At 40.5% G+C, this 25,775-nt stretch carries 21 protein-coding genes; 17 read left to right on the top strand and 4 right to left on the bottom strand.

The genetic code is table 11. The annotated features are described in order from the left end of the window. The first annotated feature begins 54 nt into the window (after window positions 1-54). From LM917_RS13885 to LM917_RS13895, 3 genes are all read left to right on the top strand, one after another. Window positions 55-756 carry a polyphosphate polymerase domain-containing protein gene (locus LM917_RS13885; RefSeq protein WP_232698133.1) on the top strand — a complete coding sequence of 234 codons (702 nt, stop codon included), beginning with the start codon at window positions 55-57 and terminating at the stop codon, window positions 754-756. Between the two features lie 48 nt (window positions 757-804). Then, complete coding sequence (locus LM917_RS13890; RefSeq protein ID WP_232698134.1) at window positions 805-1,488, top strand: DUF4956 domain-containing protein; 684 nt, start codon at window positions 805-807, stop codon at window positions 1,486-1,488. Window positions 1,489-1,586: 98 nt separating this feature from the next. Continuing rightward, window positions 1,587-3,368: a CotH kinase family protein gene (locus LM917_RS13895; protein WP_232698135.1), complete on the top strand. Its 1,782-nt coding sequence runs from the start codon at window positions 1,587-1,589 to the stop codon at window positions 3,366-3,368. Between the two features lie 71 nt (window positions 3,369-3,439). On the opposite strand, the gene pnuC is transcribed toward LM917_RS13895, so the two are convergent. Further along, on the bottom strand, window positions 3,440-4,090 hold the full coding sequence (gene pnuC / locus LM917_RS13900; RefSeq protein WP_232698136.1) for a nicotinamide riboside transporter PnuC: 651 nt from the start codon (window positions 4,088-4,090) through the stop codon (window positions 3,440-3,442). A gap of 402 nt (window positions 4,091-4,492) precedes the next feature. On the opposite strand from pnuC, the gene LM917_RS13905 reads away from it, so the two are divergent. The 4 genes from LM917_RS13905 to LM917_RS13920 all read left to right on the top strand — a co-directional run bounded on the left by LM917_RS13905 (window position 4,493) and on the right by LM917_RS13920 (window position 8,217). Then, the gene (locus LM917_RS13905; RefSeq protein WP_232698137.1) at window positions 4,493-5,446 is read left to right on the top strand and encodes an ABC transporter permease; all 954 of its coding nucleotides are present in this window, start codon (window positions 4,493-4,495) and stop codon (window positions 5,444-5,446) included. Next, window positions 5,443-6,381, top strand: coding sequence for an iron chelate uptake ABC transporter family permease subunit (locus tag LM917_RS13910; RefSeq protein ID WP_232698138.1), 939 nt, complete (start codon window positions 5,443-5,445; stop codon window positions 6,379-6,381). The genes LM917_RS13905 and LM917_RS13910 overlap by 4 nt, the downstream gene beginning before the upstream one ends. After that, window positions 6,382-7,140, top strand: a complete 759-nt coding sequence (locus tag LM917_RS13915; RefSeq protein ID WP_232698139.1) for an iron ABC transporter ATP-binding protein — start codon at window positions 6,382-6,384, stop codon at window positions 7,138-7,140. 96 nt (window positions 7,141-7,236) lie between these two features. Then, window positions 7,237-8,217: a siderophore ABC transporter substrate-binding protein gene (locus tag LM917_RS13920; protein WP_232698140.1), complete on the top strand. Its 981-nt coding sequence runs from the start codon at window positions 7,237-7,239 to the stop codon at window positions 8,215-8,217. Between the two features lie 108 nt (window positions 8,218-8,325). Here LM917_RS13920 and LM917_RS13925 read toward each other — a convergent pair whose 3' ends face one another. Continuing rightward, window positions 8,326-8,763: a zinc-ribbon domain-containing protein gene (locus LM917_RS13925; protein ID WP_232698141.1), complete on the bottom strand. Its 438-nt coding sequence runs from the start codon at window positions 8,761-8,763 to the stop codon at window positions 8,326-8,328. Between the two features lie 136 nt (window positions 8,764-8,899). Then, on the bottom strand, window positions 8,900-9,889 hold the full coding sequence (locus LM917_RS13930) for a YfcC family protein (protein WP_255668298.1): 990 nt from the start codon (window positions 9,887-9,889) through the stop codon (window positions 8,900-8,902). A 238-nt stretch (window positions 9,890-10,127) separates the two neighbouring features. Here LM917_RS13930 and LM917_RS13935 point away from each other — a divergent pair, with 238 nt between their 5' ends. The 4 genes from LM917_RS13935 (at window position 10,128) to recQ (ending at window position 16,891) form a co-directional block, all read left to right on the top strand. Beyond that, window positions 10,128-10,904 (top strand): TerC family protein, encoded by a 777-nt coding sequence (locus LM917_RS13935; RefSeq protein ID WP_232698143.1) that lies wholly within the window; start codon window positions 10,128-10,130, stop codon window positions 10,902-10,904. A 193-nt stretch (window positions 10,905-11,097) separates the two neighbouring features. Continuing rightward, the gene (locus LM917_RS13940; RefSeq protein WP_232698144.1) at window positions 11,098-13,104 is read left to right on the top strand and encodes a glycosyltransferase family 2 protein; all 2,007 of its coding nucleotides are present in this window, start codon (window positions 11,098-11,100) and stop codon (window positions 13,102-13,104) included. Beyond that, window positions 13,094-14,881, top strand: a complete 1,788-nt coding sequence (locus LM917_RS13945) for a tetratricopeptide repeat-containing glycosyltransferase family 2 protein (RefSeq protein WP_232698145.1) — start codon at window positions 13,094-13,096, stop codon at window positions 14,879-14,881. Before LM917_RS13940 ends, LM917_RS13945 begins: the two co-directional genes overlap by 11 nt. Window positions 14,882-15,094: 213 nt before the next feature. Continuing rightward, on the top strand, window positions 15,095-16,891 hold the full coding sequence (gene recQ, locus LM917_RS13950; RefSeq protein ID WP_232698146.1) for a DNA helicase RecQ: 1,797 nt from the start codon (window positions 15,095-15,097) through the stop codon (window positions 16,889-16,891). A 98-nt stretch (window positions 16,892-16,989) separates the two neighbouring features. Here the strand turns inward: recQ and LM917_RS13955 are convergent, their stop codons facing one another. Beyond that, the gene (locus tag LM917_RS13955) at window positions 16,990-17,616 is read right to left on the bottom strand and encodes a DUF3298 and DUF4163 domain-containing protein (RefSeq protein ID WP_232698147.1); all 627 of its coding nucleotides are present in this window, start codon (window positions 17,614-17,616) and stop codon (window positions 16,990-16,992) included. Window positions 17,617-18,013: 397 nt separating this feature from the next. Between LM917_RS13955 and LM917_RS13960 the strand changes: the two genes are divergently transcribed. The 6 genes from LM917_RS13960 (at window position 18,014) to LM917_RS13985 (ending at window position 25,675) form a co-directional block, all read left to right on the top strand. Continuing rightward, window positions 18,014-19,570: an ABC-F family ATP-binding cassette domain-containing protein gene (locus LM917_RS13960; protein WP_232698148.1), complete on the top strand. Its 1,557-nt coding sequence runs from the start codon at window positions 18,014-18,016 to the stop codon at window positions 19,568-19,570. A gap of 190 nt (window positions 19,571-19,760) precedes the next feature. Then, a complete protein-coding gene (locus tag LM917_RS13965; protein WP_232698149.1) occupies window positions 19,761-21,185 on the top strand; it encodes an amino acid permease in 1,425 nt (474 codons plus the stop codon). Between the two features lie 146 nt (window positions 21,186-21,331). After that, on the top strand, window positions 21,332-21,847 hold the full coding sequence (locus tag LM917_RS13970; protein ID WP_232698150.1) for a flavin reductase family protein: 516 nt from the start codon (window positions 21,332-21,334) through the stop codon (window positions 21,845-21,847). A 196-nt stretch (window positions 21,848-22,043) separates the two neighbouring features. Continuing rightward, window positions 22,044-23,513, top strand: a complete 1,470-nt coding sequence (locus tag LM917_RS13975) for a flavocytochrome c (protein ID WP_232698151.1) — start codon at window positions 22,044-22,046, stop codon at window positions 23,511-23,513. Window positions 23,514-23,825: 312 nt separating this feature from the next. Beyond that, entirely contained in the window at window positions 23,826-25,292 is a 1,467-nt protein-coding gene (locus LM917_RS13980; protein ID WP_232698152.1) for a flavocytochrome c, read from the top strand. Window positions 25,293-25,324: 32 nt separating this feature from the next. Then, the gene (locus tag LM917_RS13985; RefSeq protein ID WP_232698153.1) at window positions 25,325-25,675 is read left to right on the top strand and encodes an FMN-binding protein; all 351 of its coding nucleotides are present in this window, start codon (window positions 25,325-25,327) and stop codon (window positions 25,673-25,675) included. Window positions 25,676-25,775 lie beyond the last annotated feature (100 nt).

The following is a 25,775-nucleotide window of genomic DNA, read 5'->3' on the forward strand; positions in this document are numbered from 1 at the left end:
CACTCCCTATACTCAAAAACGAGCAGAACATCCGAGCAGAAAGGAGTGAGCACGATGAATAACACAGGCATAAATACGTTTAAGGGTCGCGTGGAGCTAAAACATGAAATCACCGCGATGGATTGTTTCCTTTTGAGACATAACCTACAGCATATTATGAAATCGGACCCTCATGCCAACAACAATGGGACCTATGTCATTCGCAGCGTCTACTTTGACAATATAGACGACAAGGTCGTTACAGAGAAAAAGGAAGGCTTCTACAAACGGGACAAATATAGAGTCAGGCTGTATGACCATAACACTGAATATATGAATCTCGAAAAAAAGAGTAAGCGTAATGATCTCTGTCAAAAACAAAAGTGCCGCATTACTAAAGAGGAATATGAACGAATCAGACATGATGATATTGGATGGATGGAAGAGGATGAGAGAGACCTCATCAGAGAATTATACGTTCAAATGAATCTGTTTCAATTAAAGCCAATTACCATTGTAGATTATAAACGGGAAGCCTTTATCTATGAGTATGGCAATGTTCGCGTCACCTTTGACAGTTCGATTAAAACCAGCTTTCGCAATAATGATCTGCTTAATCCTGATATTACGATGATCGACATTTTGGAACCGAATATGGTGGTTCTGGAAGTAAAATATGATGAATATTTGCCTGATGTTATTAGAAAGATGCTACAAGTTAGCGATCGTAGGAAAAATGCATTCTCAAAATACCAGGTAAGCCGGATGTTCGGATAAACATGATAGGGCGACTATCAGTACTTTTCACATGTGAGGGATGGAAAAATGAATAGAACAACTTTTAGCGATATATTTAAGTCTAGTTTTTTGGAAAACACAATAAACTTTTCGATAATTGATTCACTTATTGCAATTGTAACTGCATTTGTGGTTGGACTGTTTATATACTTGGTGTATAAGAAAACATTCTCAGGTGTTATGTATTCACACACATTCAGTATTTCACTGATTGTAATGACAATGGCAACTGCGTTAATTATTATCGGGGTATCAAGCAATGTTCTGTTATCACTGGGGATGGTAGGGGCACTTTCTATCGTTCGCTTTCGGACACCGATCAAGGACCCGATGGATATTGTGTATATTTTCTGGGCAATTGCCTCTGGAATCCTATGTGGAGCAGGTTTTATCCCACTAGTTATTATGGGAGCAATTTTGATCGGCTTGGTATTACTCTTCTTTGTAAACCGGTTAACAGTAGAAAATCCGTTCCTGTTAATTGTTAAATACCAAGACCCCTCTATAGAAAAAGCACTGGAACAAGCTATTTCAGCAAAATCAATTAAGCATACAGTTAAATCCAAATCAGTTACAGCAGGAAATGAACTAGAAGTTATTTATGAGATACGCGTGAAAAAGAATGATACTGCATTCCTAAACAAGATATCAGGTATGGAAGGCGTTAAAACAGCAATGATGCTTAGCTATGATGGTAATTTTACTGCTTAATAGAAACGAAGTATGAACGGCGGGCATAGGGTATTCCTGTTTCTATGCCCGCTTTTTTCTTTATTCGTAGGACGTGACTGGAAAGGAGTAGAGACATAGTGAAAACAAAATATGTTTATGCAACGATAGGTTTGCTGCTACTACTTTTTGTGGGAGCGGTTCTGGTGCTTCCTCAACTAAATCTAGAGATTAGGGAGCAGGAAGCATCTTATGTTGAAACTATTTTTGATAAAAGCAGAGTTACCACGGTGGATATCACATTAAGTGAAAAGGATTTGGAAAACATTCTGGCTAATCCAATGAAAGAGGAAGTTGTCTCTGCGGATGTAGTCATTAATGGAGAAAAGGTAGAGAATGTAGGATTCCGTACAAAGGGGAACATGACATTGCGTTCTGTTGCTCAAATGGATGATTCCGATCGCTATAGCTTCAAAATTGATTTTGATAAGTATGTAGACGAACAAAGTTTACATGGATTGAAAAAAATAAATTTAAACAATAACTACACAGATCCTACTCAGCAGCGAGAGTACTTATCCTATGATCTGATGGAAAAAATGGATGTACCTACTCCTGCCAACTCTTATATGTACGTGACGATAAACGGAAAAGAGTGGGGGCTTTATCTGGGGGTGGAGGCAATCGAGGAAACCTTTCTTGATCGGAACTTTCTCTACAGCAAAGGTGATTTATACAAACCTGATGGGGTTGGCAGTGATCTAAAATGGATCAGTGATGATATTGATGAATACAAGGATTTGAATTTGAAAACAAACAAAAAAACAAGCGACGAGACGGCCATTATAAACATGTTAGATGCGATTAATAATGGCGGTACAATCGAGGAATTCTTGAATGTAGATGAAATGCTTCGCTATTTTGCGACCAATACTGCCTTGGTTAATTTGGACAGCTATCAGGGGCAATTGAAGCACAATTATTATTTATATGAAGAGAACGGTGTATTTTCCATCTTACCGTGGGACTACAACATGTCATTTGCAGGATTTGGAACAGGAGGAGGGGGAGGTGTTGGTAATCCAGGCGATCCAGGAAACCAAGGAAACCCAGGAAACCAAGGAGGAATCCCAGGCGATCGTAAGGAGCAAAACAACGCTTCGACTAAAAAGGAGCGAGCAGCTGGAGAAATGAAAGCTCCTGGTGGCGGTGGGAACCCAGCTGGGGATATGGCCGCTAATTTTATGAATGAGGAAAACATTAATTTTAGTATTACAACACCAGTTGGTGGCGTAAGTCTTGAAGATCGTCCTTTGCTACAAGTACTTTTGTCTGTGGATGAATACCGGGAGAAATACAATTCTTATTTAAAGGAAATTGCTACAACTTATTTCACTGAGGAACACATGCAAAAGATGACTACAGAGGCTTCAGCTGTTATCCGTAGTTATGTAGAGAAGGACCCTACCAAGTTTTATACGCTAGAGCAATTTGATGCAGGTGTATCTGGTGATAAAAGTTTAGTGGCTTTTTCGATAAAACGGGCAGAGTCGATAGTAGCACAATTATCGGGGGAGTTGGTAGTTGAAGCGAATACGACAGGAGCAGGTAGCGGTGAAAACCAAGGGATGCCTGAGGGACCGGGGGGTCAAGGAGGTCCAGAGGGTCCCGGGGAAAGACCACAAGGTATGGCCCAAGAAATACCACCAGATATGGCTCAGGGTCAGATGCCGGGAAATATGCAAATGAACGATGGAAATGGACAAGGAAATAGAATGGCGCCACCAAGTGACTGGAGAGGAAGAGGCCAAACAGCCAATGAAGGCTACTCACAAGAAATGGTGGTCATGACCGCTATCGGGTTGGGACTCATGGGAGCTGCGATTCTTTTTACCGTGTTTTTTAAGCGAAGAAGAGGATAACATTTATAGCATTTCAACTCAAAAGCCAGCCTCGTTATTTGAAGAGGCTGGCTTTTTCCTGTCAGTACTGCTTATACGATGCGTTTTCTGGAACCGAGGGCATCATAATTTCGTTTCCATTCGATAAGTCCCTGAATGCATAGGCAGAGGTTAATGGCAGCAAGGATAATCATGACATATAAACCTGTTTGTAAATAAATGATGATGGAGAGGACATTAGCAAGAATCCAGAGATGCCAGTTTTCCAGGATTTTTTTACTTAGCATAAATTGAGCAACCAGGCCGATTACTGCATTGAAGGCATCAATATAAGGTCTACTTGCATCGGTATACGTAACCTGATAATACGCCCATAAAGCCCAGAGAATAACGATTGCTACCAGATATTTTATCCATCCGGGAACAGAAAGACGAACGGTTGGGCGTACATCTGCCTCCCCTTTGCTTTGGAGCCAGTAATACCAGCCGTACACGTTAAAACCAATCTGGATCACAGAAAGTATCGACATCGCATACAATCCCTGTTGCATGAAAATGATTAAAAAGCAGGCAACCGCAATGATTCCAAAAATGAAGTTAAGTACCTTTTCCCTAGCTAATAACCACACGTTTGCAATACCAATCACAGAAGCAAAAATCTCCAGATAGCTCGATTCAAGATACAGACCTACAGCCAGACAAAGTACACTGGCAATAAGTAAAAATAAAGGATGTTTGACCATAAATAAGTCCCTCCCCAAAAGGTGTAAAGCACTGTAATGGGTAATTGTAATAGAATTATTACTTCAAGATAAGTAAAATCATACCATAATAAAGGGGAAAATCACCCCTCCAGTCAACAGTAATATTTTCATGATAAGCTCAAGTTTTTTAACTGACTACCGTAAGGGGATGGTATCACTATCTATCATGTTAAGCACACGTTCTACCTCAGAAACTATGATAGGTTTTTTCTCTATGGTGATCCTTTGAAAAATAGTAGAATCAGATTAAGTTATTGACAAATTCTCCTTACAAAGTATAATGAGAATTGTTACCAACTAATTGATAATGAATATCATTATCTACATTATACTAATTCTAAAGAAGTAGCTATACTAAATTTGCAACGAGTGGGAAGATAAATGAAGAAGAGATATTTAATACTTGCCCTAGTTATATTTTCAATTGCTTCCGTTTTTATCGGAGTTTCCAACATATCTCCGCTCGACTTGTTCAGCCTGACTGAAGAAGAGCTACAGGTATTGTTTGTGAGCAGAGTTCCAAGGCTGGTTAGTATTGTCATCGCCGGCATGAGCATGAGTATTATTGGTTTAATCATGCAACAGCTTACTCGCAACAAATTTGTTTCTCCAACGACGGCTGGTACGATGGATTCGGCACGCTTCGGGATTCTAATTGCATTGATGGTCTTTTCCAATGCTACTCCTATCCAGAAGATGCTGGTTGCTTTTATCTTTGCGCTTTTAGGGACTTTCATCTTTATGAAAATCCTGGACAGAATCAAGTTCAAGGATGTTATCTTTATCCCGTTAGTTGGATTAATGTTCGGTAACATCGTCAGCTCAATCACTACTTTTTTTGCATATAAAAACGACATGATTCAAAACATGGCATCTTGGTTGCATGGTGATTTTTCCCTGATTATTAAGGGGCAGTATGAAATGATTTACATAAGCATACCGCTACTAATTATCGCCTATCTATTCGCTAATAAATTTACACTTGCGGGAATGGGAGAGGAATTCGCTATCAACTTGGGACTTAACTACAAACGAGTCGTAAATATCGGCTTGGTGATTGTAGCAATGGTCTCCTCCGTAGTCATTCTGACAGTAGGAACGATTCCTTTTTTGGGATTGATCATACCAAATATTGTGACAATATATCATGGCGACAATCTTAAAAAGAATCTTCCTCATACGGCATTGCTCGGAGCGGTTTTCGTTCTGGCCTGTGATATCTTTGGCCGCGTGATTATCTATCCATATGAAATCTCCATTGGGCTAACAGTAGGAGTAATCGGCAGTGCGATATTTATCTACTTACTCTTGAGAGGAAAGGCACATGGATTATGAAAGCAAAGCTAGGGGTACTTGCCGGATTCGCATTAGTATTAATCGCTCTCTTTATATTTATGGATGCCAATGGAAATTGGGATTATGTCCTACCCAGAAGAGGCAAGAAAATTTTAGCCATTATCCTGACAGGTGGGGCTATCGCTTTCTCAACAATGGTGTTTCAAACCATTACCAACAATAGAATTTTGACACCTAGCATCATGGGTCTTGATTCTCTATATATGTTGATTCAAACCATTGTCGTTTTCTTTTTCGGTTCAACCAGCTTAACCATGATTAATAAAAATGTTAACTTTGCAATCTCTGTCAGTGTAATGATTCTGTTCTCAGGACTCCTATACAAGTTTCTCTTTAGAAGAGAAGGACAGAACGTTTACTTCCTGCTCCTAGTCGGGATCATCTGCGGGACATTTTTTCAGAGCATGTCTTCCTTTATGGAAGTGCTTATTGACCCGAATGAGTTCCAAAATTTATCTGACAAAATGTTTGCCAGCTTTAACAACGTAAACACAGATTTGTTGAATCTCTCGATCGTATGCTTCGGTGCGATCATCCTTTATTTTATGAAATTTACCAAGTATCTCGATGTTCTTTCTTTGGGAAGAGATGCAGCGGTTAACCTGGGTGTCGATTACGACTTTGTAGTAAAACGATTGTTAATTGTTGTAGCAATCTTGATATCCATTGCAACAGCTTTGATTGGCCCTATTACCTTCCTTGGTCTATTAGTAGCCAATGTTGCACATCAGTTTTTACGAACGCACAAACACAGCATTTTGATTACGGGTTCAATTCTGATCAGTATCATTGCTCTAGTGGGCGGACAACTCATCGTGGAGCGGGTATTTACATTCTCTACAACGATAAGCGTTATCATTAACTTTGTAGGTGGAGTGTACTTTATCTATCTTCTATTAAAGGGGAAAAAGTAAATGATAGAAGTGAAACAGCTTTCTAAAAAATACGGAAGTAAATATGTTGTTGACGATGTCTCTCTTACCATCGAAAAGGGAACCATTACTTCTTTTATCGGACCAAATGGTGCAGGTAAAAGTACGTTACTGTCTATGATTAGTCGCCTTTTAAGCAAAGATGCAGGCGAAATCTATATTGATAATCAGATTGTAGGGCAAGTGAAAAGTAATGAGTTGGCTAAAAAGATTTCTATCCTGAAACAAGCTAACCACATTGATATCAGACTGACTGTTAGAGACCTGGTAAGCTTCGGGCGTTTTCCTTACTCTCAAGGCAAGCTGACGAAGGAAGATTGGATTTATGTAGATGAAGCAATAGAATATATGGAGCTTGAGGATCTACAAGATAGATATTTGGATCAGCTAAGCGGTGGGCAGAAACAGCGTGCTTTTATTGCGATGGTCTTGGCGCAGAATACAGAATATATCTTGCTAGATGAGCCGCTTAATAACCTTGATATGAAGCACTCTGTGCAAATCATGAAAGTGCTTCGTAAATTGGTGGATGAGAAGGGGAAAACGATTGTTATCGTGATTCACGATATTAACTTTGCTTCTTTCTATTCCGATCATATTGTAGCGTTGAAAGACGGGAAGATCGTGAAAAAAGGTCCAACCGCTGAGATTATTGATTCTTGTGTCTTGAAGTGTGTCTATGACATGGATATCTGTATTCAAGATATTAATGAGAATAAAATGTGTGTTTACTTTTCGTAATACCTGATCAGTGATGGATGGTACTGTGGTGAGAGGAGTACTACTCGCATCATAGTCTTTCATAAATAAAAACAAAACTCTTTTGAGGTGACAAAAATGAAAAAGAATGGCTTACTGTTTTTTATGACTTTAATGCTAGCTGTTTTAGTAGCAGCTTGCGGTACAAATAATGCATCTAATACAAGCGCTCCTGAATCAACGAATGGTGCGGCACCAGCTCCTGCTCAAGCAGAAGAAATCGTTGTAAAGCACAAACTGGGTGAAGCAAAAGTGAAGAAAAACCCAGAGAAAGTAGTAGTATTTGACTTCGGTTCCCTTAGTACCCTGGATAAATTGGGTGTAGATGTATTAGCAGTACCAAAAGATAGTGTACCTTCTTATATGCCTAAATATAAAGAAGACAAATACAAAAATGCTGGTGGAATTAAAGAGCCAGACTTTGAAAAAATCAGTGCAATGGCTCCAGACCTGATCATCATCTCTGGAAGACAAGCTGATGCTTATGAAGAATTGAATAAAATTGCTCCAACGATCTACTTAGATGTAGAATACGAGAAGTACATGGAATCTTTTGAGACAAATGCAAAAATTATTGGTCAAATCTTTGGAAAAGAAGCAGAAGTAGAGAAAGAATTGGAGCAAATCAACAAAGACATTAAAGCACTGGAAGAAAAAGTAAAAGCGAAAGGCAAAAATGCTTTAATTATCTTGGCTAATGAAGGAAAAGTAAGTGCATACGGTAGCGGTTCTCGTTTTGGTATCATCCATGATGTAATGGGCTTCACACCTGTTGATACTAACATTAAAGCTTCTACCCACGGTAACAGCGTTTCCTTTGAATATATCGTAGAAAAAGATGCTGATTACCTGTTTGTTGTTGACAGAGGATTGGTAGCAGGCGGTAAAGCAGAACAAATCCCTGCAAAACAAGTAATTGAAAACGATCTAGTTAAAAATACAAAAGCGTTCAAAGAAGGTAACATTGTTTACCTAGATCCTAACTACTGGTACCTATCTGGTGGCGGACTAGTCTCCGTAGCTGAAATGGTTAAAGCAGTAGATGCTGCAGTAAAATAATTGATACAAAACGTCCATGACCGTTTTGTTTGACCACAAGCGGTCACATCCAATTTTAAGAAAAAGCTATCTCTTCTCATCGCTTAGATGATAGGAGGTAGCTTTTTTCTATAATTTCTTCCCACAGGAAGGACAGTACTGATAATCTTCATTTGTTTCCGTGCCACAGTATGGGCAGAAGCGTTTCGCTTTTTGACCAGCTACCTCTGCACCTGGTTCATACGATCGTTTATAAGGGTTGTGATCATCATCAGAGGAACGCCGGTGTCTGTCTAACGGATCTGGTTCCTGATTGCTATCTACAATATCCACAATGGACATTCGGTTCTTACTGGTTGCATTTTTATAATGATAGATACCTTGTACGATAGAAATGATGATGAAAAGAACACCAAAGAACGGAAAGATAAAACCAACTAAGCCAAACGGAGAATCTTGAGTTATTTGAAATGCCATAATTGTCCAAAATACTCCAAAAATACCTGTTACAACACTGCCCATTACACCCATAGAGGAAGGGCCACGGCCTGGTTTGATGCTTTTCATGATTAGTACACCCCCACACGTTATGTATACTTCTTATACGTAAGGAAGGTGAGGTAAGTTTCTTTTCTTGCCAATATTGACGCTTTGCTAAGAAGACAACACCATACTCATACTGAGATTGGCATTCCAGCCATGTTTACATGTAGCCAATTGCATGTGCGATGATAACAAATATGATTGCAATGGCATACTGAAGTACCAATAAAGGAATTAACCATCTAAACCATTTGCCATAGGGGATTCCTGCAATTCCGATCCCGGCTACTGCTACCCCAGGTACGAATAGATTAGAAATACCGTCTCCAAATTGGAAGGCTAGAACAGCTGTCTGTCTGGTGATCCCAACTAAATCAGCTAGTGGGCTCATCAGTGGCATAGTAAGTGCTGCCATTCCGCTACCGGAAGGAATGAAAAGGCTTAAGAATGTTTGTAATCCCAGCATGCCCACAGCTGTTAGCATTGCTGGAAGTCCTTCAATTAGCATAACCAAATAGTACAGAATGGTATCCATGATATGCCCTTGTTCCAATATGATGACAATTCCACGAGCGACACCAATCAAAAGAGCACCGTAAAGAACGGTAGAAGCACCCGACATAAAGGAATCAACAATGTTTTGTGTGGACAATCGACCAAGGAATCCAATGACAATACCAAGCAATAAAAAGAGTCCAGCAATTTCAGTTATATACCAGCCATATTGAATGACACCGGTTGCAATTACGATCAGGTTTAGGACAAAAGCGGCAAGAATCCATTTATGACGTTTTTTCAACACCAGATTAGCATCCACAAGATTACTCGTATCTTGTCCTTCAAACAGCCCATAATAACCCATGGAAGGTGTTTTCTTTACTTTCATCGCATAACGGTAAACAAAAGCTGTTGAGACAACGTACATCACGATGAAAACAACAATGCGAAAGCCTAATCCGGAAAAAGGTTGTAGCTCAGCAATGCCCTGTGCAACCCCAACGGTAAAAGGGTTCATAATGGCGGAGGTAAAACCAACAGAAGCTCCCACCAATACGATAGCCGCCCCTGTGATGGCATCAAATCCAAGCGCAATACAAAGTGGGACAAGTATAGCGATGTAAGGTAGAGTCTCCTCAAACAACCCGATCAAGGCGCCAGATTTTTTTTCACCATTATTTGTTGAGAAACAGAGTACATGATTCGGGTCACTCTAAAGAAAATATGCTATAACTCGTAGTGATTTATAGCAAAAAATACCGGGTAAGGAATGGAAAATAAATATGTTATTCGTTGAAACTTATATGATTTAGCTTACGTATATCTCACTATACCTATTGGATTGATAAAAAATGGTAATGGGATTTATTTTTAGTAAGGGAGGGAACCATATGGATACAACACTATTTATTGAATACTTTTGGGTATTGATTATCCTAATTGGCCTTGAAGGTATTCTGGCAGCTGATAATGCTCTGGTGCTAGCTGTAATGGTTAAAGACTTACAAGAGGAACAACGGAAAAAGGCGCTATTTTATGGTCTTGCTGGGGCATTTGTTTTCCGATTTGCATCCTTGTTTGCCATCTCGTTTTTGGTTGATGTATGGCAGGTTCAAGCACTTGGTGCCCTCTACCTGTTGTTTATTGCTAGTAACCATATCGTTCGAAAATGGGTAGGCAGCAATAAGGAAAAGAAAGTGAAAGATAAGGAGCCAAAGGGTTTTTGGGCTACAGTAATTAAAGTTGAGCTGGCTGACATTGCATTTGCGGTGGATTCCATTTTAGCTGCCGTTGCTTTAGCAGTTTCCCTACCGCTCACTCCACTTCCTAAAATTGGAGGAATGGACGGTGGTCATTTCCTCGTTATTTTTACAGGAGGTTTAATCGGGCTTATTATCATGCGATTTGCAGCAAATAAATTCGTGGCTCTACTAAAGAAAAGGCCTGGTTTGGAAACGGCAGCCTTTATGATTGTTGGTTGGGTAGGGGTAAAACTAATGATATATACTCTCTGCCATCCTAACGTTGGTGTACTGCCGGAGGCTGTTGCCCATTCGCCAGTGTGGAAAATCACATTTTATATTGTGCTTGTCCTGATTGCGGTAGGTGGATGGTTCCTTTCTCCCAAGAAGAAGAATGGGGAAATGGAAGGAACTGGAAACGCTTAAACATACATGAAAATAACGAAAAGAGCCGAATGTATATTTCAACGGGCAAGGCACGTAAAGCCCACTTGCAACATATAGGTACATGGAGTCCTTGTTACCAAGGAAAACATGTACTTTTTTGTTTATCGCACGAAAATGAACCTCGATAGAAGATTTTCTTACTTACCTCTAACAATTGGAGAGGGGAGAGATTATGACGAAAGAATTGGTACTAGGCGTTCATTTATTAGTGCGTGATGAAGAAGAACTATTACCGCACTGTTTAAGAAGCATTGTAATGATAGCAGATGAAATTATTATCATTGATACGGGTTCTACTGATAAAACTGTGGAAATTGCTAAAGCATTTGGAGCAAAAGTAATTGCTACCGAGTGGCAGGATGACTTCGCACAGGCAAGGAATGTGGGGCTTCAACATGCTACAACAAAATGGGTTTTTTATATAGATGCAGATGAAGAGGTACTTACGGGAGAAGCAGAGATCCGTCATTTCCTGGAAAAGACTACAGCTGATCGATGCATGGTGCATGTAACTAACCGGGTAGGAGAGAGACCCGAAGAGAAGATAGAGCATGGCTTAATCAGGATATTTCGTACAGATAAAGGTTTCCGGTTTCAAGGAAGAATTCATGAGCAGCTTCTTTCAGATCAAGAGATGATTTCAGAAATACCAGTAAGTCCGTTACGCCTGAATCACGATGGCTATCTGCCATCCCTAATGAAACGAAAAGAGAAAGTAAATCGAAACATGCATATATTGACACAGTGCCTGCAAGATAGCCCTACAGATCCCTTCATCTTATACAATCTGGCAGTTACACATTGTCAACGAGGAGAGTATCAACAAGCGGTAGATAAGTGTGCTGAGTCATTTCGGAATATTGATTTTCAAGCACCTTACCGCCCTACATTATTGCGTGATTGGGCAAAAATTTTACTGAAATTAGGTCAAAGTAATCAAGTTGTCCATTTACTGCAAAATGAAGTTCAGCATTATAGGAATTATGCTGACTTACACGTTTTATTGGCACAAGCATTAGAAGAACAAGGCTTTCTACTGGGGGCCTTCGCTTCTTATGAGCAAGCATCAGGATGTAAAGCGGAAGCGGGTAATTCATATGTATGTGAAGCAGGAATGAACAGCTATCGTCCTTATACTGCGATGGGAAGGTTAGCTCAGCAGAAAGGCGAGTTACAGGTGGCGCGCCACTTATTTGAACATGCACTTAAGCTTCATCCTCGATATGAACCTGCGTTAATTAGTTGGGCCGATTATTTACAGGAAACAGGTGCTAGTGACTCCGAAATAGCAGAACAACTAATGGGACTGGTTCAGCCGGAGCAACCAGAAGATACGTGTATGACTATTCATGCTCTCTTGCATATTGGGGCATTTTCAACTGCATTGTTCATTCTGGATGAACATATGCTGCATACGCCCAAATACACGAACCTTCAGCTAATCTGCCTCATCCAAACGGGGCAACTATCTGTTTCTGTTGCTCTCATCAAGAAAATGATCGCAGCGTTTCCCGAGGAAAATAGGCAGACCTTATTGATTGATTGGGCATTGTGTAGTTGGAGTGAACAGAGGATACTGCCTTATACCTTTTATGAAGCAATGGAAGTGGAACAAAAAATTATGATTCGATCAATAGAAAACTGGGTCTTGGAAGAAAAAGGTGTTCAACAAACAACAGATAATAAAGCAACCATCGATTTTATTCAGATTATCATGGAACGAGCAGTTGAATACCGCCTGCTGCGTTTGGCAAAAAGACTTTCTGAGTGGAATAGCTGCTTATTAATTCCCTATGCCAAAGCTTTGTATCAGGAGGGACATATTTTACTTTCGGCAGATATTTTACTTGATTTACTGGAGCAACAACAATTAGATGCGGAAGGTCATTTGTATCTTGGAGAAATTTTATATCTAAAAGGATTTTATGCTCAGGCATCAACGATGTTTGAGGGTGTTATATCCCTTGCTTCAGATAATTGGAAAGCAAGAATGGGTGCAGCAGCCAGCTATTTACACCTGGCAAGAGAAGTTGCTTTTGACACCATTACCGCGCATCCGGAAGCAGAGATTGTCAGGCAGGATCTGCAAAAGCTAGAAGCTTCGTTAAAGGCAATGGGCGGCATCAGTTGGCAAATGAAGCAACAGGGCAGACGGAGGAGGAATATACGTGCAGAATAAGCTGATTTCTCTTTGCATGATCACGAAGGATGAGGAAGAGATGATTGGCCGTTGCCTGAAAAGTGTTACTGGAGTAGTGGATGAAATGATCGTGGTAGATACAGGTTCGAGTGATCGAACGGTTGAAATCGCCAGAGAAATGGGAGCAAAAGTGCTTACGCATACCTGGACTGATGATTTTTCTGCTGCAAGAAATAGAGGATTGGCAGAAGCAGCAGGGAGATGGATTCTGTATCTGGATGCGGACGAAGAATTGGAACAAGATCACAGGGAAAAGCTGCGTTTGCTTGCAAGTCACACAGAATTTGACGGTTTTTTTCTTCAGGTACACAACTATGTTGGTAATGAATCACAGAGAGCAACCATCAATCCAATTATGCGGCTTTTTCCTAATCAACCGTATCATCGATTCGAAGGTGCAATTCACGAACAGATTGCGGAATCAATCTGTCGTCATAAGGAGAATCCACGGTTTCATCTGACCGAAGTGAAAATACATCATTATGGCTATCAACAGGAAATCGTCATTCGAAAAGAGAAGGTGCAACGTAATATCGATTTGCTTCAAAAAGCTCTGTCTGAAGAACCTGATCATCCGTTTTATCACTTCAACATGGGTGTGGAATATTTACGAACCAATCAAGTTGCTCAAGCTTTGGATTCCTTTTTGCTGACAAAAAGAATGATTGATGTAAAGACATTAAGCTACGCACACCTTTTATATAAGTATTTGATTCGTTGCTACTTCACCATGGCTAATTGGGAGAACGCAGTGGCTGTATCAGAGGAGGCCATTACACTATATCCAGACTATACCGATTTATACCATTATCTTGGGATTACGGAAATGGTCAGGGGGCAATCACACAAGGCATCAGAAGCTTTGCTCAAAGCAATGGAGATCGGCCCTGCCCCAACCACCTACCATACAGAAGAGGGCATGGGTACATTTCAAACTGCCTTTTTACTGGGAAAGCTGGAGGAGGAACGTGGAAATAGCAACGAGGCTATCAATTGGTATTCCGAGTCTGTTCGACATCAAACCAGTCTGATTGCTCCCTTGTATCGAATATGTAAGGTAATGAAGATTGCTGGGAAAGAGACTGAAATTCCTTCGTTGATCTTCGAACGTTTTCAGATTGACAAGGCTGATGCTGTGAATAAGATTGCCATGATTCTTTTACATTGCAGATGTATAACGGCTCTTCGTATTCTGCTTGATACGGGGAAAGGTAAAAAAATTCCCGATCTAGAGCGAGAACAATATCTACTCTACGGTGCATTGATACAAGGTGATCTGGCATCAGCAAGGCGACAGTTGGCTAATGGACCACTGCGAAAAGTCAGTAAGGGGAAAAACGAGTGGGGCGAGCTGTCAAAGCAACTTACTTGGGTAGAAGGAAATCAGGACAAGGTAACGGGTGCTGTTCGAGCGATTTTTACACAGAGAAATAGAAAACATCCCAGATCGGTTACAGCTGAGAAGAAAAATTATGAGAGTCAGTCTTCCTTGGTGCGTCTTCAAATCTTGCTAGAGTCGGCTTATGCTTCAGGAAAAGTGAAATCATTTCAGTGTCTGATGCAAACCTGGCTTGAACATCAGGAAACATTGGAGCAGGAGAGTAGGGTAGCTAGTACGAACGCATTGATAAAAGGGATTGTATCTGTAGCAGACCAGCATCTTTCTCATTTAGGGCAACAGTTTACAGAGCTTGGCTCAGCATACCTACAACAACTACGTAGCAAATTTCCTTTTGAAGAAGGATATGATGCGTGATCTTTCCTATTCTCTGATACAAAGGGGAGTTGGTAGTGGAAAGGTTGAACATTTCTTTGTGCATGATTGTACGAGATGAAGAATTGCCTGGTACGTTCTCTCCAGTTTTTTTCAGGAATCTTGCAAAAGGGAATTTTTGTCCCTCTGTGATACACTATAATAGAAAATATTGTTCAGGACATAGCAAAATTGCTGGAGGAGGGTGTAGGTATTTTGTTACAACGTGCAGAGGAAATATTGCAATCTTATTATGGCTATCCCTCTTTTCGTGACGGACAGAAGGAGATTATAAGCAGTCTTCTAGCTGGTCATGATACAGTTGGGATTATGCCTACTGGTGGAGGAAAATCAATCTGTTATCAGGTTCCGGCACTTACCATGGAGGGAATCACTTTAGTAATATCTCCGTTGATCTCATTGATGAAGGATCAGGTAGATGCTTTACATGCCATGGGAATATCAGCTATAGAGATTAATAGTAGTCTGTCAGTGAGTGAACTACAAGAACGGATGTATAACGCCAGTACGGGTTTATATAAATTATTGTATATTGCTCCAGAACGACTGGAATCGGAGCGTTTTCAATCATTGCTTCGGGACATTCCCGTCTCGATGATAGCAGTAGACGAAGCCCATTGTGTTTCTTCTTGGGGACATGATTTTCGCCCCAGTTATTTAGCTATATCTCGATTTATTGAATCCTTACCAAGTAGACCACTTGTAACGGCTTTTACTGCCACAGCTACTCCTGAGGTTATCACTGATATTCGTACACTCCTTGGATTAGTGAATGAACAGGTGTATATTACAGGTTTTGAGAGAGATAATCTACGGCTACAAGTACGTAGAGGGGAAAATAAAAACAAGTTCGTAAGTGAGTATATTCGATCTCATAGTGATCAGGCAGGTATTATTTATGCTTCTACTCGAAAAGAGGTAGACAGTTTGCAGGAGCAATTGGTAGAGGCAGGTATTGAAGCAACGAAGTACCACGCAGGATTGTCGGAGATTGAGCGAAAAACGAATCAGGATGCTTTTCTGTTTGATGATGCAAGGGTGATGGTAGCTACCAATGCTTTTGGTATGGGAATTGATAAATCCAATGTGCGATACGTCATTCATTACAATATGCCAAAAAACATGGAAGCCTATTACCAGGAAGCAGGTCGGGCTGGACGCGACGGAGATGTGAGCGAGTGCATCTTGTTGTTTCATCCACAAGATATTCAGACTCAAAAATTCTTTATTGAGCAGGGGGAGCAATCGCAGGATCGTAAAGAATTGGAGTACAAAAAATTGTATACCATGAACGATTACTGCCGTACGTCACGCTGTCTTATGCAGTATATTGTCGAGTATTTTGGAGATACAACATGCAAGGAGTGTGGGGAATGCAGTAACTGCACCAATCATGCTGAATTGGTTGATATAACGGTTGAAGCACAAAAGATTTTTTCCTGTGTAAAGCGAATGCGTGAACGCTTTGGTTCAGCCCTAATCGCACAGGTATTAAAGGGATCAAAAAATAAGAAAGTACTTCAATTCGGATTCGATAAGTTGCCTACGTACGGTATTATGGATCAATGTACCGAGCGGGAAATTGTTGATTTGATTCAGCTGCTAATAGCGGAAGGCTACATGAATATAACGGAGAGTCAGTACCCGATTGTCATGCTTGGTGAGCGGGCAGCAAACGTACTACGAGGTGAAGAAAAAGTTTGGCAAAAAGTAACCTTGAAGGCTGCACCACAAGAAGTAAACGACGAATTATTTGATCATTTGAAAATGCTACGTAAACGAATCGCCGGGCAAGAGGGGCTCCCTCCTTACGTCATTTTTCATGATAAAACGATAAAAGAGCTAAGTAGCTTATGTCCCAAGGATAAAGCAAGCATGCTACAAATTAAAGGAGTTGGGGAAGCAAAGTTCGAGAAGTATGGGGAAGCGTTTCTGACTGCGATTCACGAATATGAAGAGCGGAATAAAGAGCGGGAAAGCAGTTACAACTAAGGAACAAAGATAAAAACACCTCAAGGCAAATGGTAAGAGCGAAAGGCTCTGTTACCCTGCATGAGGTGTTTTAGCGGTTGCACACTTCGTGAAAAAAATCAGTTGATATCTGCTGAAAGAGTTGTAAGTGGACCAGGGTCTGCCGAAATGGATTGCAGCGAGTAAACGGAGATAGGGAACATGGGAAATCCGACATAGTAAGGAGTAATTTCATAGAGAGCAAAGAAAATAACTAGCGCCTTATCTGCCAAGTAATAACTCTGATTAGGTGATATGGAGTGGAATGGTTCAAGTAGCGGGATCTGACGTTTTATGATCTGCTCGGAAACCTGCTGGGAAATGATTGTGATATAAGGGGAACTGGGTTTAAAAAGATCAGGCAAAGAGTAGAGTTTACCAGTCATGATATCAAAAGTAAGGGCACGTAGAATGGTATATCCATGTGCCATTGGATAGGAATAGGTATAGTTGCTAAGCGTAAGACTTACTATTCCTCGTTCATTGGTCTTGATTTCGAAGTGTCCGGTTGTTTGTGGATTGCTTCCGGATTGGTATTTTAGTTGTTCGTGTCTCATCTGATCGATTGTTTGACGGATGGTCTGATTAATGAAGCGCTCCACAGATGGATTCATCAGGTTCGTTACAACAGGAACAAAAATTTTTTCAGAGGGTGTTAGGATTGACTCTGTTCGAATAAGGACAGGCGGCAAAAAATCTGGCATCATTGATTCCTCCTGAGAGTAGGTTACAATAGCCTATTCAGTAGTAGTATGTGTGGTTCACTTGTTGAGAAGATGTGCCTCCCTTTTAGCTATTTCAAAAACCTACTTTAACCAAAGTAGGTTTTTTTACCTTCCATTCCCTCTACTAGAATGCGGAAATCACAAAAATTTTCTCTTCATTTTTATGAGATTTTCGATATAATCATATAGATTGGTTATCAACAATGAAAAAAGTGACTAGACTGGCTTGAAGTCAGTATATGGATAAATATCGTATAAAGAATAATGGAGATAAATGAAAACAAAACGGTCATGACCGTTTTGTTGGCCCGCCAGCGGTCACATCCAATTTAATGAAAAACGTCGAGACGTTTTTCATAGAAAAAAAAAGGAGACTTGCATGAGTATTTTAACAGTACAAAATCTTACTCACGGATTTGGTGATCGAGCCATTTTTAATGATGTATCATTCCGCTTGCTAAAAGGGGAACATATTGGATTTGTTGGAGCGAATGGTGAAGGTAAATCTACCTTTATGAACATCATTACGGGCAAACTACAGCCAGACGAAGGAAAAATAGAGTGGTCAAAAAACGTTCGTGTAGGTTACTTGGATCAGCATGCCGTTTTACAACGGGGAACCACGATTCGCGATGTACTTCGTAGTGCGTTTCAATACCTTTTTGATATGGAAACAGAAATGAACCAGATTTGCGAAAAGATGGGCGATGCAACTCCAGAAGAGTTGGAAAAACTATTGGAAGACATGGGAACCATTCAGGAAGTTCTCACGAATAACGATTTTTATGTTATTGATGCCAAGGTAGAAGAGATTGCCCGAGGACTTGGACTGGATGATATTGGACTAGATCGTGAAGTGCAGGACTTGAGCGGTGGTCAGCGTACCAAAATTCTGCTTGCCAAGCTTCTATTAGAAAAACCAGATATCCTCTTACTGGACGAGCCGACCAACTATCTGGATGAGCAACATATTGAGTGGTTGAAGCGTTACTTGCAAGAGTATGAGAATGCCTTCATTCTGATCTCGCATGACATTCCATTCCTTAATAGTGTTATTAATTTGATCTATCACATGGCAAATCAAGAGTTGGGACGTTATGTAGGTGATTACGATAATTTTGTAAATATCTATGAAGCGAAAAAATCACAACTGGAGTCCGCTTATAAGCGTCAACAACAAGAGATTTCTGACTTGAAGGACTTCGTTGCTCGTAATAAAGCACGTGTATCTACTCGTAACATGGCGATGTCACGTCAGAAAAAACTGGACAAGATGGAAGTTATCGAGCTGGCGAAGGATAAACCAAAACCAACATTTAATTTCAAGGAATCTCGTGCTTCTGGCAAAGTAATTCTGGAAACGAAAAATCTGGTTATTGGTTATGATGAGCCACTGTCACGCCCACTTGATCTGTACATGGAACGTGGACAAAAAATTGCGCTGGTTGGTGCAAACGGTATCGGTAAAACAACGTTGATGCGTAGCATTCTAGGCGAAATTAAGCCGATTTCTGGTGATGCTCGTCTAGGTGATTATCTACAAACTGGATATTTCGAGCAAGAAATGAAGAAGGTAAATTACAATACATGTATCGAGGAAGTATGGAATGAATTCCCGTCTCTGAATCAATTTGAAGTACGTGCTGCTTTAGCTAGATGCGGATTAACCACCAAACATATTGAGAGTAAAATCGAAGTATTAAGCGGTGGAGAAAAGGCAAAAGTACGTCTTTGCAAATTGATCAACCGAGATACCAATTTACTTGTATTAGACGAGCCGACCAATCACTTGGATGTAGATGCAAAAGATGAATTAAAGCGTGCCTTGCAGGAGTATAAAGGTAGTATCCTGATTATTTGCCACGAACCGGAATTCTATAATGACGTGGTAACGGATGTTTGGAACTGCGAGAGCTGGACAACTAAAGTATTTTAAGGGAACAATTAATAAGTAATAGGGAATAACATATAGAAGGTGCAAAAACCACTTCTTAGACCGTTTATAACGGTCTGGAGTGGTTTTTTTGTTTTGACCATTCACCCCCATTCATTTCGGATAGAAAGGAAAACAAAGGGGAGACTGTAGACAATGTAATTCAGATAACAGAATGAAAGGGTGTTTTAGTATGAGTAAAGCGGATGCAAAGCGACTTCGTTGGTATAACATCGCTCTCATGGCATTTGTGTCCGTATGGGGTTTTGGCAACGTAGTAAATAACTATGCCAACCAAGGGCTAACGGTTATTACTTCCTGGGTCTTAATCATTGGTTTATACTTTATCCCCTATGCTCTGATGGTAGGTCAGCTTGGTTCTACTTTTAAAGAGGGAAAAGGCGGTGTAAGTACCTGGATTAAAGAAACGATGGGCCCGCAGATCGCCTATTTTGCTGCCTGGACTTATTGGGCTGTACATATTCCCTATCTGGCGCAAAAACCACAAGCGATCCTCATTGCATTAGGATGGACTTTTACGGGTAGTGGTAAAATTATAGATGCTTATTCTACTTTGACGATCCAGTTAGCATGTCTGGTCGTATTTTTGATATTTCTATGGATATCTGCTCAAGGTATTTCCTCCTTAAAAAGAATCGGAACGGTTGCTGGTATCGCGGTGTTTGTCATGTCCTTGCTCTATATCGTTCTTGCCTTATCTGCTCCAATGCTTCGAGGTGTCCAAGTAGCATCAAGTAACATGTCAGTTGGTACGTTTATTCCTGAATTTAATTTTGCTTATTTTACTACGTTATCAATGCTAGTGTTCGCAGTCGGTGGAGCGGAAAAAATAGCACCATATGTGAATCACACTTATAACCCAACCAAAGAATTCCCACGCGGCATGCTGACGCTTGCGATGATGGTTGCCGTATGCGCCTTATTAGGTTCCTATGCAATGGGTATTATGTTTAACTCCAGTAGCATACCGACAGATTTGAAAATGAATGGACAGTACTATGCCTTCCAGATTCTTGGTGAATATTATGGGATTGGAAATACTTTTCTAATTCTGTATGCAATCTCAAATACCTTGGCCCAAATTTCAGCCTTAGCTTTTTCCATAGATGCACCTCTTAAGGTACTCTTGTTAGATACAGATGAGAAATATATTCCTCGCAAATTATTGAAGACGAATAATAAGGGGACCCCGGTCAATGGGTATATTATGACAGCCATACTGGTTGGCATTTTGATCGTTATCCCTGCACTGGGAATTGGAAATATGAATTCTCTCTTTAACTGGTTGCTTACCCTGAATTCGATTGTCATGCCACTTCGCTATTTGTGGGTTTTTCTAGCCTACATAGGATTGATGAAGGTTGCTGACAAATATGTTTCAGATTATAAATTCGTGAAGAGTCATAAGGCGGGTATTGTTATCGGGGGATGGTGTTTTTTCTTTACGGCTTTTGCCTGCTTTATGGGCATGTTTCCTGAGGTACCAGTTTATTCTGTAGAATGGTATTTCCAGTTAACGCTTAACATCCTGACACCGTTTATTTTGATGGGATTGGGCTTGATTCTTCCACGTATTGCCCGGGCAACGAATAAGTAATCATCATATTTCCGTATTGGATATCCACCTCAGCTTTTATGGGGTGGATTTTTCCTTGCCATGCTATTGTCAAAAAGGTAGAACGAACAGCGATGAATACACGTTTACAATAAGAAGGGAGAACAAGACGAAGAGAGGTGCTTGATTTGCTACAGCAAGAGATACCGTTCCCTTTTTCAGAATCGGCAACGAAAGCAATGAATTGGCTCTGCGATCAGGGAGCATTTTTAACTACGTCTGCTGATGGTCGTATCAATACCATGACGATAGCGTGGGGAAGTGCGGGTATTGTGATGAAAAAGCCGACGCTAACAGTGTTCATCCGTGAATCTCGCTATACACAGGAATTGTTATCTACTTCCAATGAATTTACTGTCAGTATTCCAGACAGTAAAAACATGTTTACTAAACTGCTCGCTTGTGGCAAGCAGTCTGGACGTGATGGAGACAAAATAGCAAATAACCAGTTAACTCTTCAATCTGCAAAAGTGGTGGATACCCCTATTATTGCGGAAGGAACATGGCATCTGGAGTGTAAGGTATTGCTTGCACAGCCTATGACAGCACCATTTATTGATGAAGAGTGTCAACAGGAGCATTGGATAGAGGATAATCCTTATCTATGTTATATTGCAGAAGTAGTGGCATGTTACGGGAAGTAACATGCCACTTCCTTTTTCTACTTATGGATAAAGTGGTTTCAAGTAATGTATTTTATTGAGAAAATATAATAATAATTATAAAGTGAAATTATTCACATACATGAGTGCATAGTTTCTTTATACTATCATCGAGCGCTTCATTAAAATCTCTTCCAAAAATTTGAGAAGAGGAAGAATATATAAGGGGGAAAGAAACATGAAAAAATGGATTTCAATAATGATGGCTTCCTTTTTAGCGTTTCCAGTACTAAGTGGATGTGGATCAACCACTGGCGCACCTGCAGATAGTGCCACTCCAAAAGCGGCGGAAACTGCTACTAAGGATGATACAGCAGACATCGTAGTAATAGGAGCAGGTGGAGCAGGCATGTCTGCGGCTGTTGAAGCTACGAATCAAGGTGCGAAAGTAATCGTTCTTGAAAAAATGCCAATGGTTGGTGGTAACACGACCCGTGCAACAGGCGGGCTAAATGCTGCTGGGACGAAACATCAGGAAGCAGCAGGTATTAAAGATAGCCAACAATTATATTTCGATGACACCATGAAGGGTGGACATGATAAAAATAATCCAGAACTGGTAAAGGTTCTTACAACAAAAGCAAAAGATTCGGTAGTATGGCTAGAAGAGATGGGTGCTGATTTATCTGAGGTAGGTCGTGCAGGTGGGGCAAGTGTGAACCGTATCCACCGTCCAAAAGGTGGTTCCGCTGTCGGTCCTAATGTGGTTACTACACTGAAAAAAGTAATTGAGGAGAAAAACATTGATCTTCGCCTAAACAATTCAGCGACTGAGATTATAAAAGGTGAAGATGGAAGTGTTGCTGGTGTAAAAGCTAAAGATAAAGATGGTAAAGAGTACAACATTACTTCAAAAGCAGTTATCCTTGCTACTGGTGGATTCTCTGCTAACCAAGACATGGTTATAAAATACCGCCCAGATTTAAAAGGATTCGCTACAACTAATCATCCGGGTGCACTGGGTGAAGGGATCACCATGGCAGAAAAAGTTAATGTAAACCTGGTAGATATGGGAGAGATCCAAACACATCCAACCGTTGTACCAGACAATGGTGTCATGATCACAGAAGGTGTTCGTGGTGATGGTGCAATCTTGATTAACAAAGAGGGAAAACGCTTTATCAATGAATTGCTTACTCGAGATGTAGTGTCCAAAGGAATTTTGAGTCAGACTGATGGCGTAGCGTATTTGTTCTTCGATGATGGACTTCGTGAAGGTTTGGCAGCTACAGAAGAGTATTTCAACATGGGATTAGTTACGGAAGCCGATTCTGTAGAAGAATTGGCTGACAAGATTGGTGTAGATAAGAAAGAAATGGTTAGCACTGTTGAAGCATACAACAAAGCAGTAATGGCGAAAGAAGATAAAGATTTCCAACGTGCTAATATGCCTATCCAATTAAATAAAGGTAAATTATATGCGATCCAAGTAACCCCTGCTATTCACCATACCATGGGTGGGGTTGAAATTAATACGAACGCAGAAGTTGTTGGTACAGATGGTAATTTGATCAAAGGGTTATATGCTGCTGGTGAAATTACAGGTGGCGTTCATGGTGGTAACCGCTTAGGTGGTAACGCAATGGCCGACATCATTACATTTGGTCGCATTGCAGGTGAAAGTGCAGCTAAAATGGTGAAACAGTAATAGAGTCAGTATTATCTGGTTCGTGAAATTTTGTGGAGAAGCGTCCAATTAGTACCAAAGGGAAGTATCAATTGATACTTCCCTTTTTTATATATTGAGATAGGCCGCATGTAGCTTTTCCTAGCCTTATTATAAAAATAGAAACTGCCATTAAGAGATATTAGTAAATCTAAATGTATCTTAAAGTGTGAATCTTTTCACATACAATAGTTGCTCTTTTTACTATACTACGGTCGGAAAGGTCGTCTTACCCACTAGAAAGAAAAAAGGGGATCTTTTCCAAAATGCGTATAGTTAGGGGATACCAACAACATGAAAAAGTGGATATCTATCACGATGGCAGCATTTTTGGCGGTACCAATGTTAGCAGGTTGCGGTTCTTCAACTGAACCAGCTAAGTCTGGTACAGCAACACAAACTCCTTCAGAAGCACAAAAAGATGAAACGACTGATATCGTAATCGTCGGTGCAGGTGGAGCTGGATTATCTGCAGCAGTTGAAGCTACTGACCAAGGTGCAAAAGTAATTGTGCTAGAAAAAATGCCAATGGTTGGCGGTAACACAACTCGTGCTACGGGTGGTTTAAATGCAGCTGGCACGAAGCATCAAGCTGCCAAAAATATTGAAGACAGTTCCGAATTGTTCTACAAAGATACAATGAAGGGCGGATACGATAAGAATAATCCAGAACTGGTTAAAGTTCTGACTACACAAGCAAAAAATTCCGTTGAATGGTTGGAGAGCTTGGGTGCAGACCTTTCTGACGTAGGTCGTAGTGCTGGTGCGAGCGTGAATCGTTTCCACCGTCCAGAAGGTGGAGCAGCGGTTGGTTCTCACGTTGTTACAACACTGAAAAATAAAGTGAAAGAAAAAAATATCGATGTACGCCTTAACAGTGAAGCAGTTGAAATATTGAAAGATGATGCTGGCAATGTATCTGGCGTAAAAGCAAAAAATAAAGAGGGACAAGAATACACCATTAATGCTAAAGCCGTAATCATGGCAACTGGTGGTTTCTCTGCTAATCAGGATATGGTAATAAAATATCAGCCTGATCTGAAAGGCTTTGCTACTACCAACCACCCAGGTGCAACAGGTGAAGGTATCACGATGGCAGAAAAAGTAGGTGCTAATCTGGTAGACATGGTTGAAATCCAGACACACCCAACCGTAGTTCCTGAAAAAGGTATCATGGTTACAGAAGCAGTTCGTGGTAATGGTGCGATCCTGTTTAATAAAGAAGGAAAACGGTTCACAAGCGAAATGTTGACTCGTGACGTTGTTTCTAAAGCGATCCTGGAACAAACAGATGGTGTAGCTTACTTGTTCTTTGATGAAGGTCTTCGCAAAGGTTTGAAAGCAACAGAAGAATACTTCAATATGCAATTGGTAACAGAGGCTGATTCTGTAGAAGAGTTAGCAGGAAAGCTTCAATTGGACCCAGCTACATTAAAAGGCACAATTGATACGTACAACAAAGCGGTAGAAGCAAAAACAGATGCTGAATTTAAGCGTGATGATCTACCTCGTCAACTGAACGAAGGTAAAGTATATGCAATCATGGTAACTCCAGCTGTTCACCATACTATGGGCGGTATCGAGATCAACACCAATGCAGAAGTTGTTGGTGCTGATGGACAAGTAATCAAAGGCTTCTATGCAGCAGGTGAAGTAACTGGTGGCGTTCATGGTGGTAACCGTCTAGGCGGTAATGCGATGGCTGACATCGTAACGTTTGGTCGCATTGCAGGTCAAAATGCTGCAAAAGCAGTGAAATAACTATTCAGCACGAGTTTGGGGAGGAAGTATCAATGAAAAAAGGTATTAAAATTCTAGCCATTGCATCTGTAGCAGCAATGATGCTTGCAGGTTGTGGATCTTCAGATGCTGGAGCATATAAAGATGGAACTTATGAAGGAACTGCTCGTGGTGCAGCAAGCGACGTAAAAGTATCCGTTGAAGTAGCATCTGGAAAAATCTCTAAAATTGAAGTTGTAGAACACGGTGAGACGGCCAATCTAATAGAAGCAGTCGTTGAAAACACAATCCCTGCGATCATTGAAAAGCAAGGAACTGAAGGTGTAGAAGCAATTTCTGGTGCTTCTAAATCTAGTGAAGCTGTGAAAGAAGCTGTTAATAAAGCCCTTGAAGGAGCTAAATAAGCTTCTGACGAGATAACTAATACGAAAACGCTCAGATGTAGATAATCTGAGCGTTTTTCTTATGTGCGCCCAGCATGGGCGTTATCTATAGGGTTCAAGT

Source organism: Brevibacillus daliensis, assembly GCF_021245735.1.
Taxonomy (GTDB): Bacteria; Bacillota; Bacilli; order Brevibacillales; family Brevibacillaceae; genus Brevibacillus_B; species Brevibacillus_B daliensis.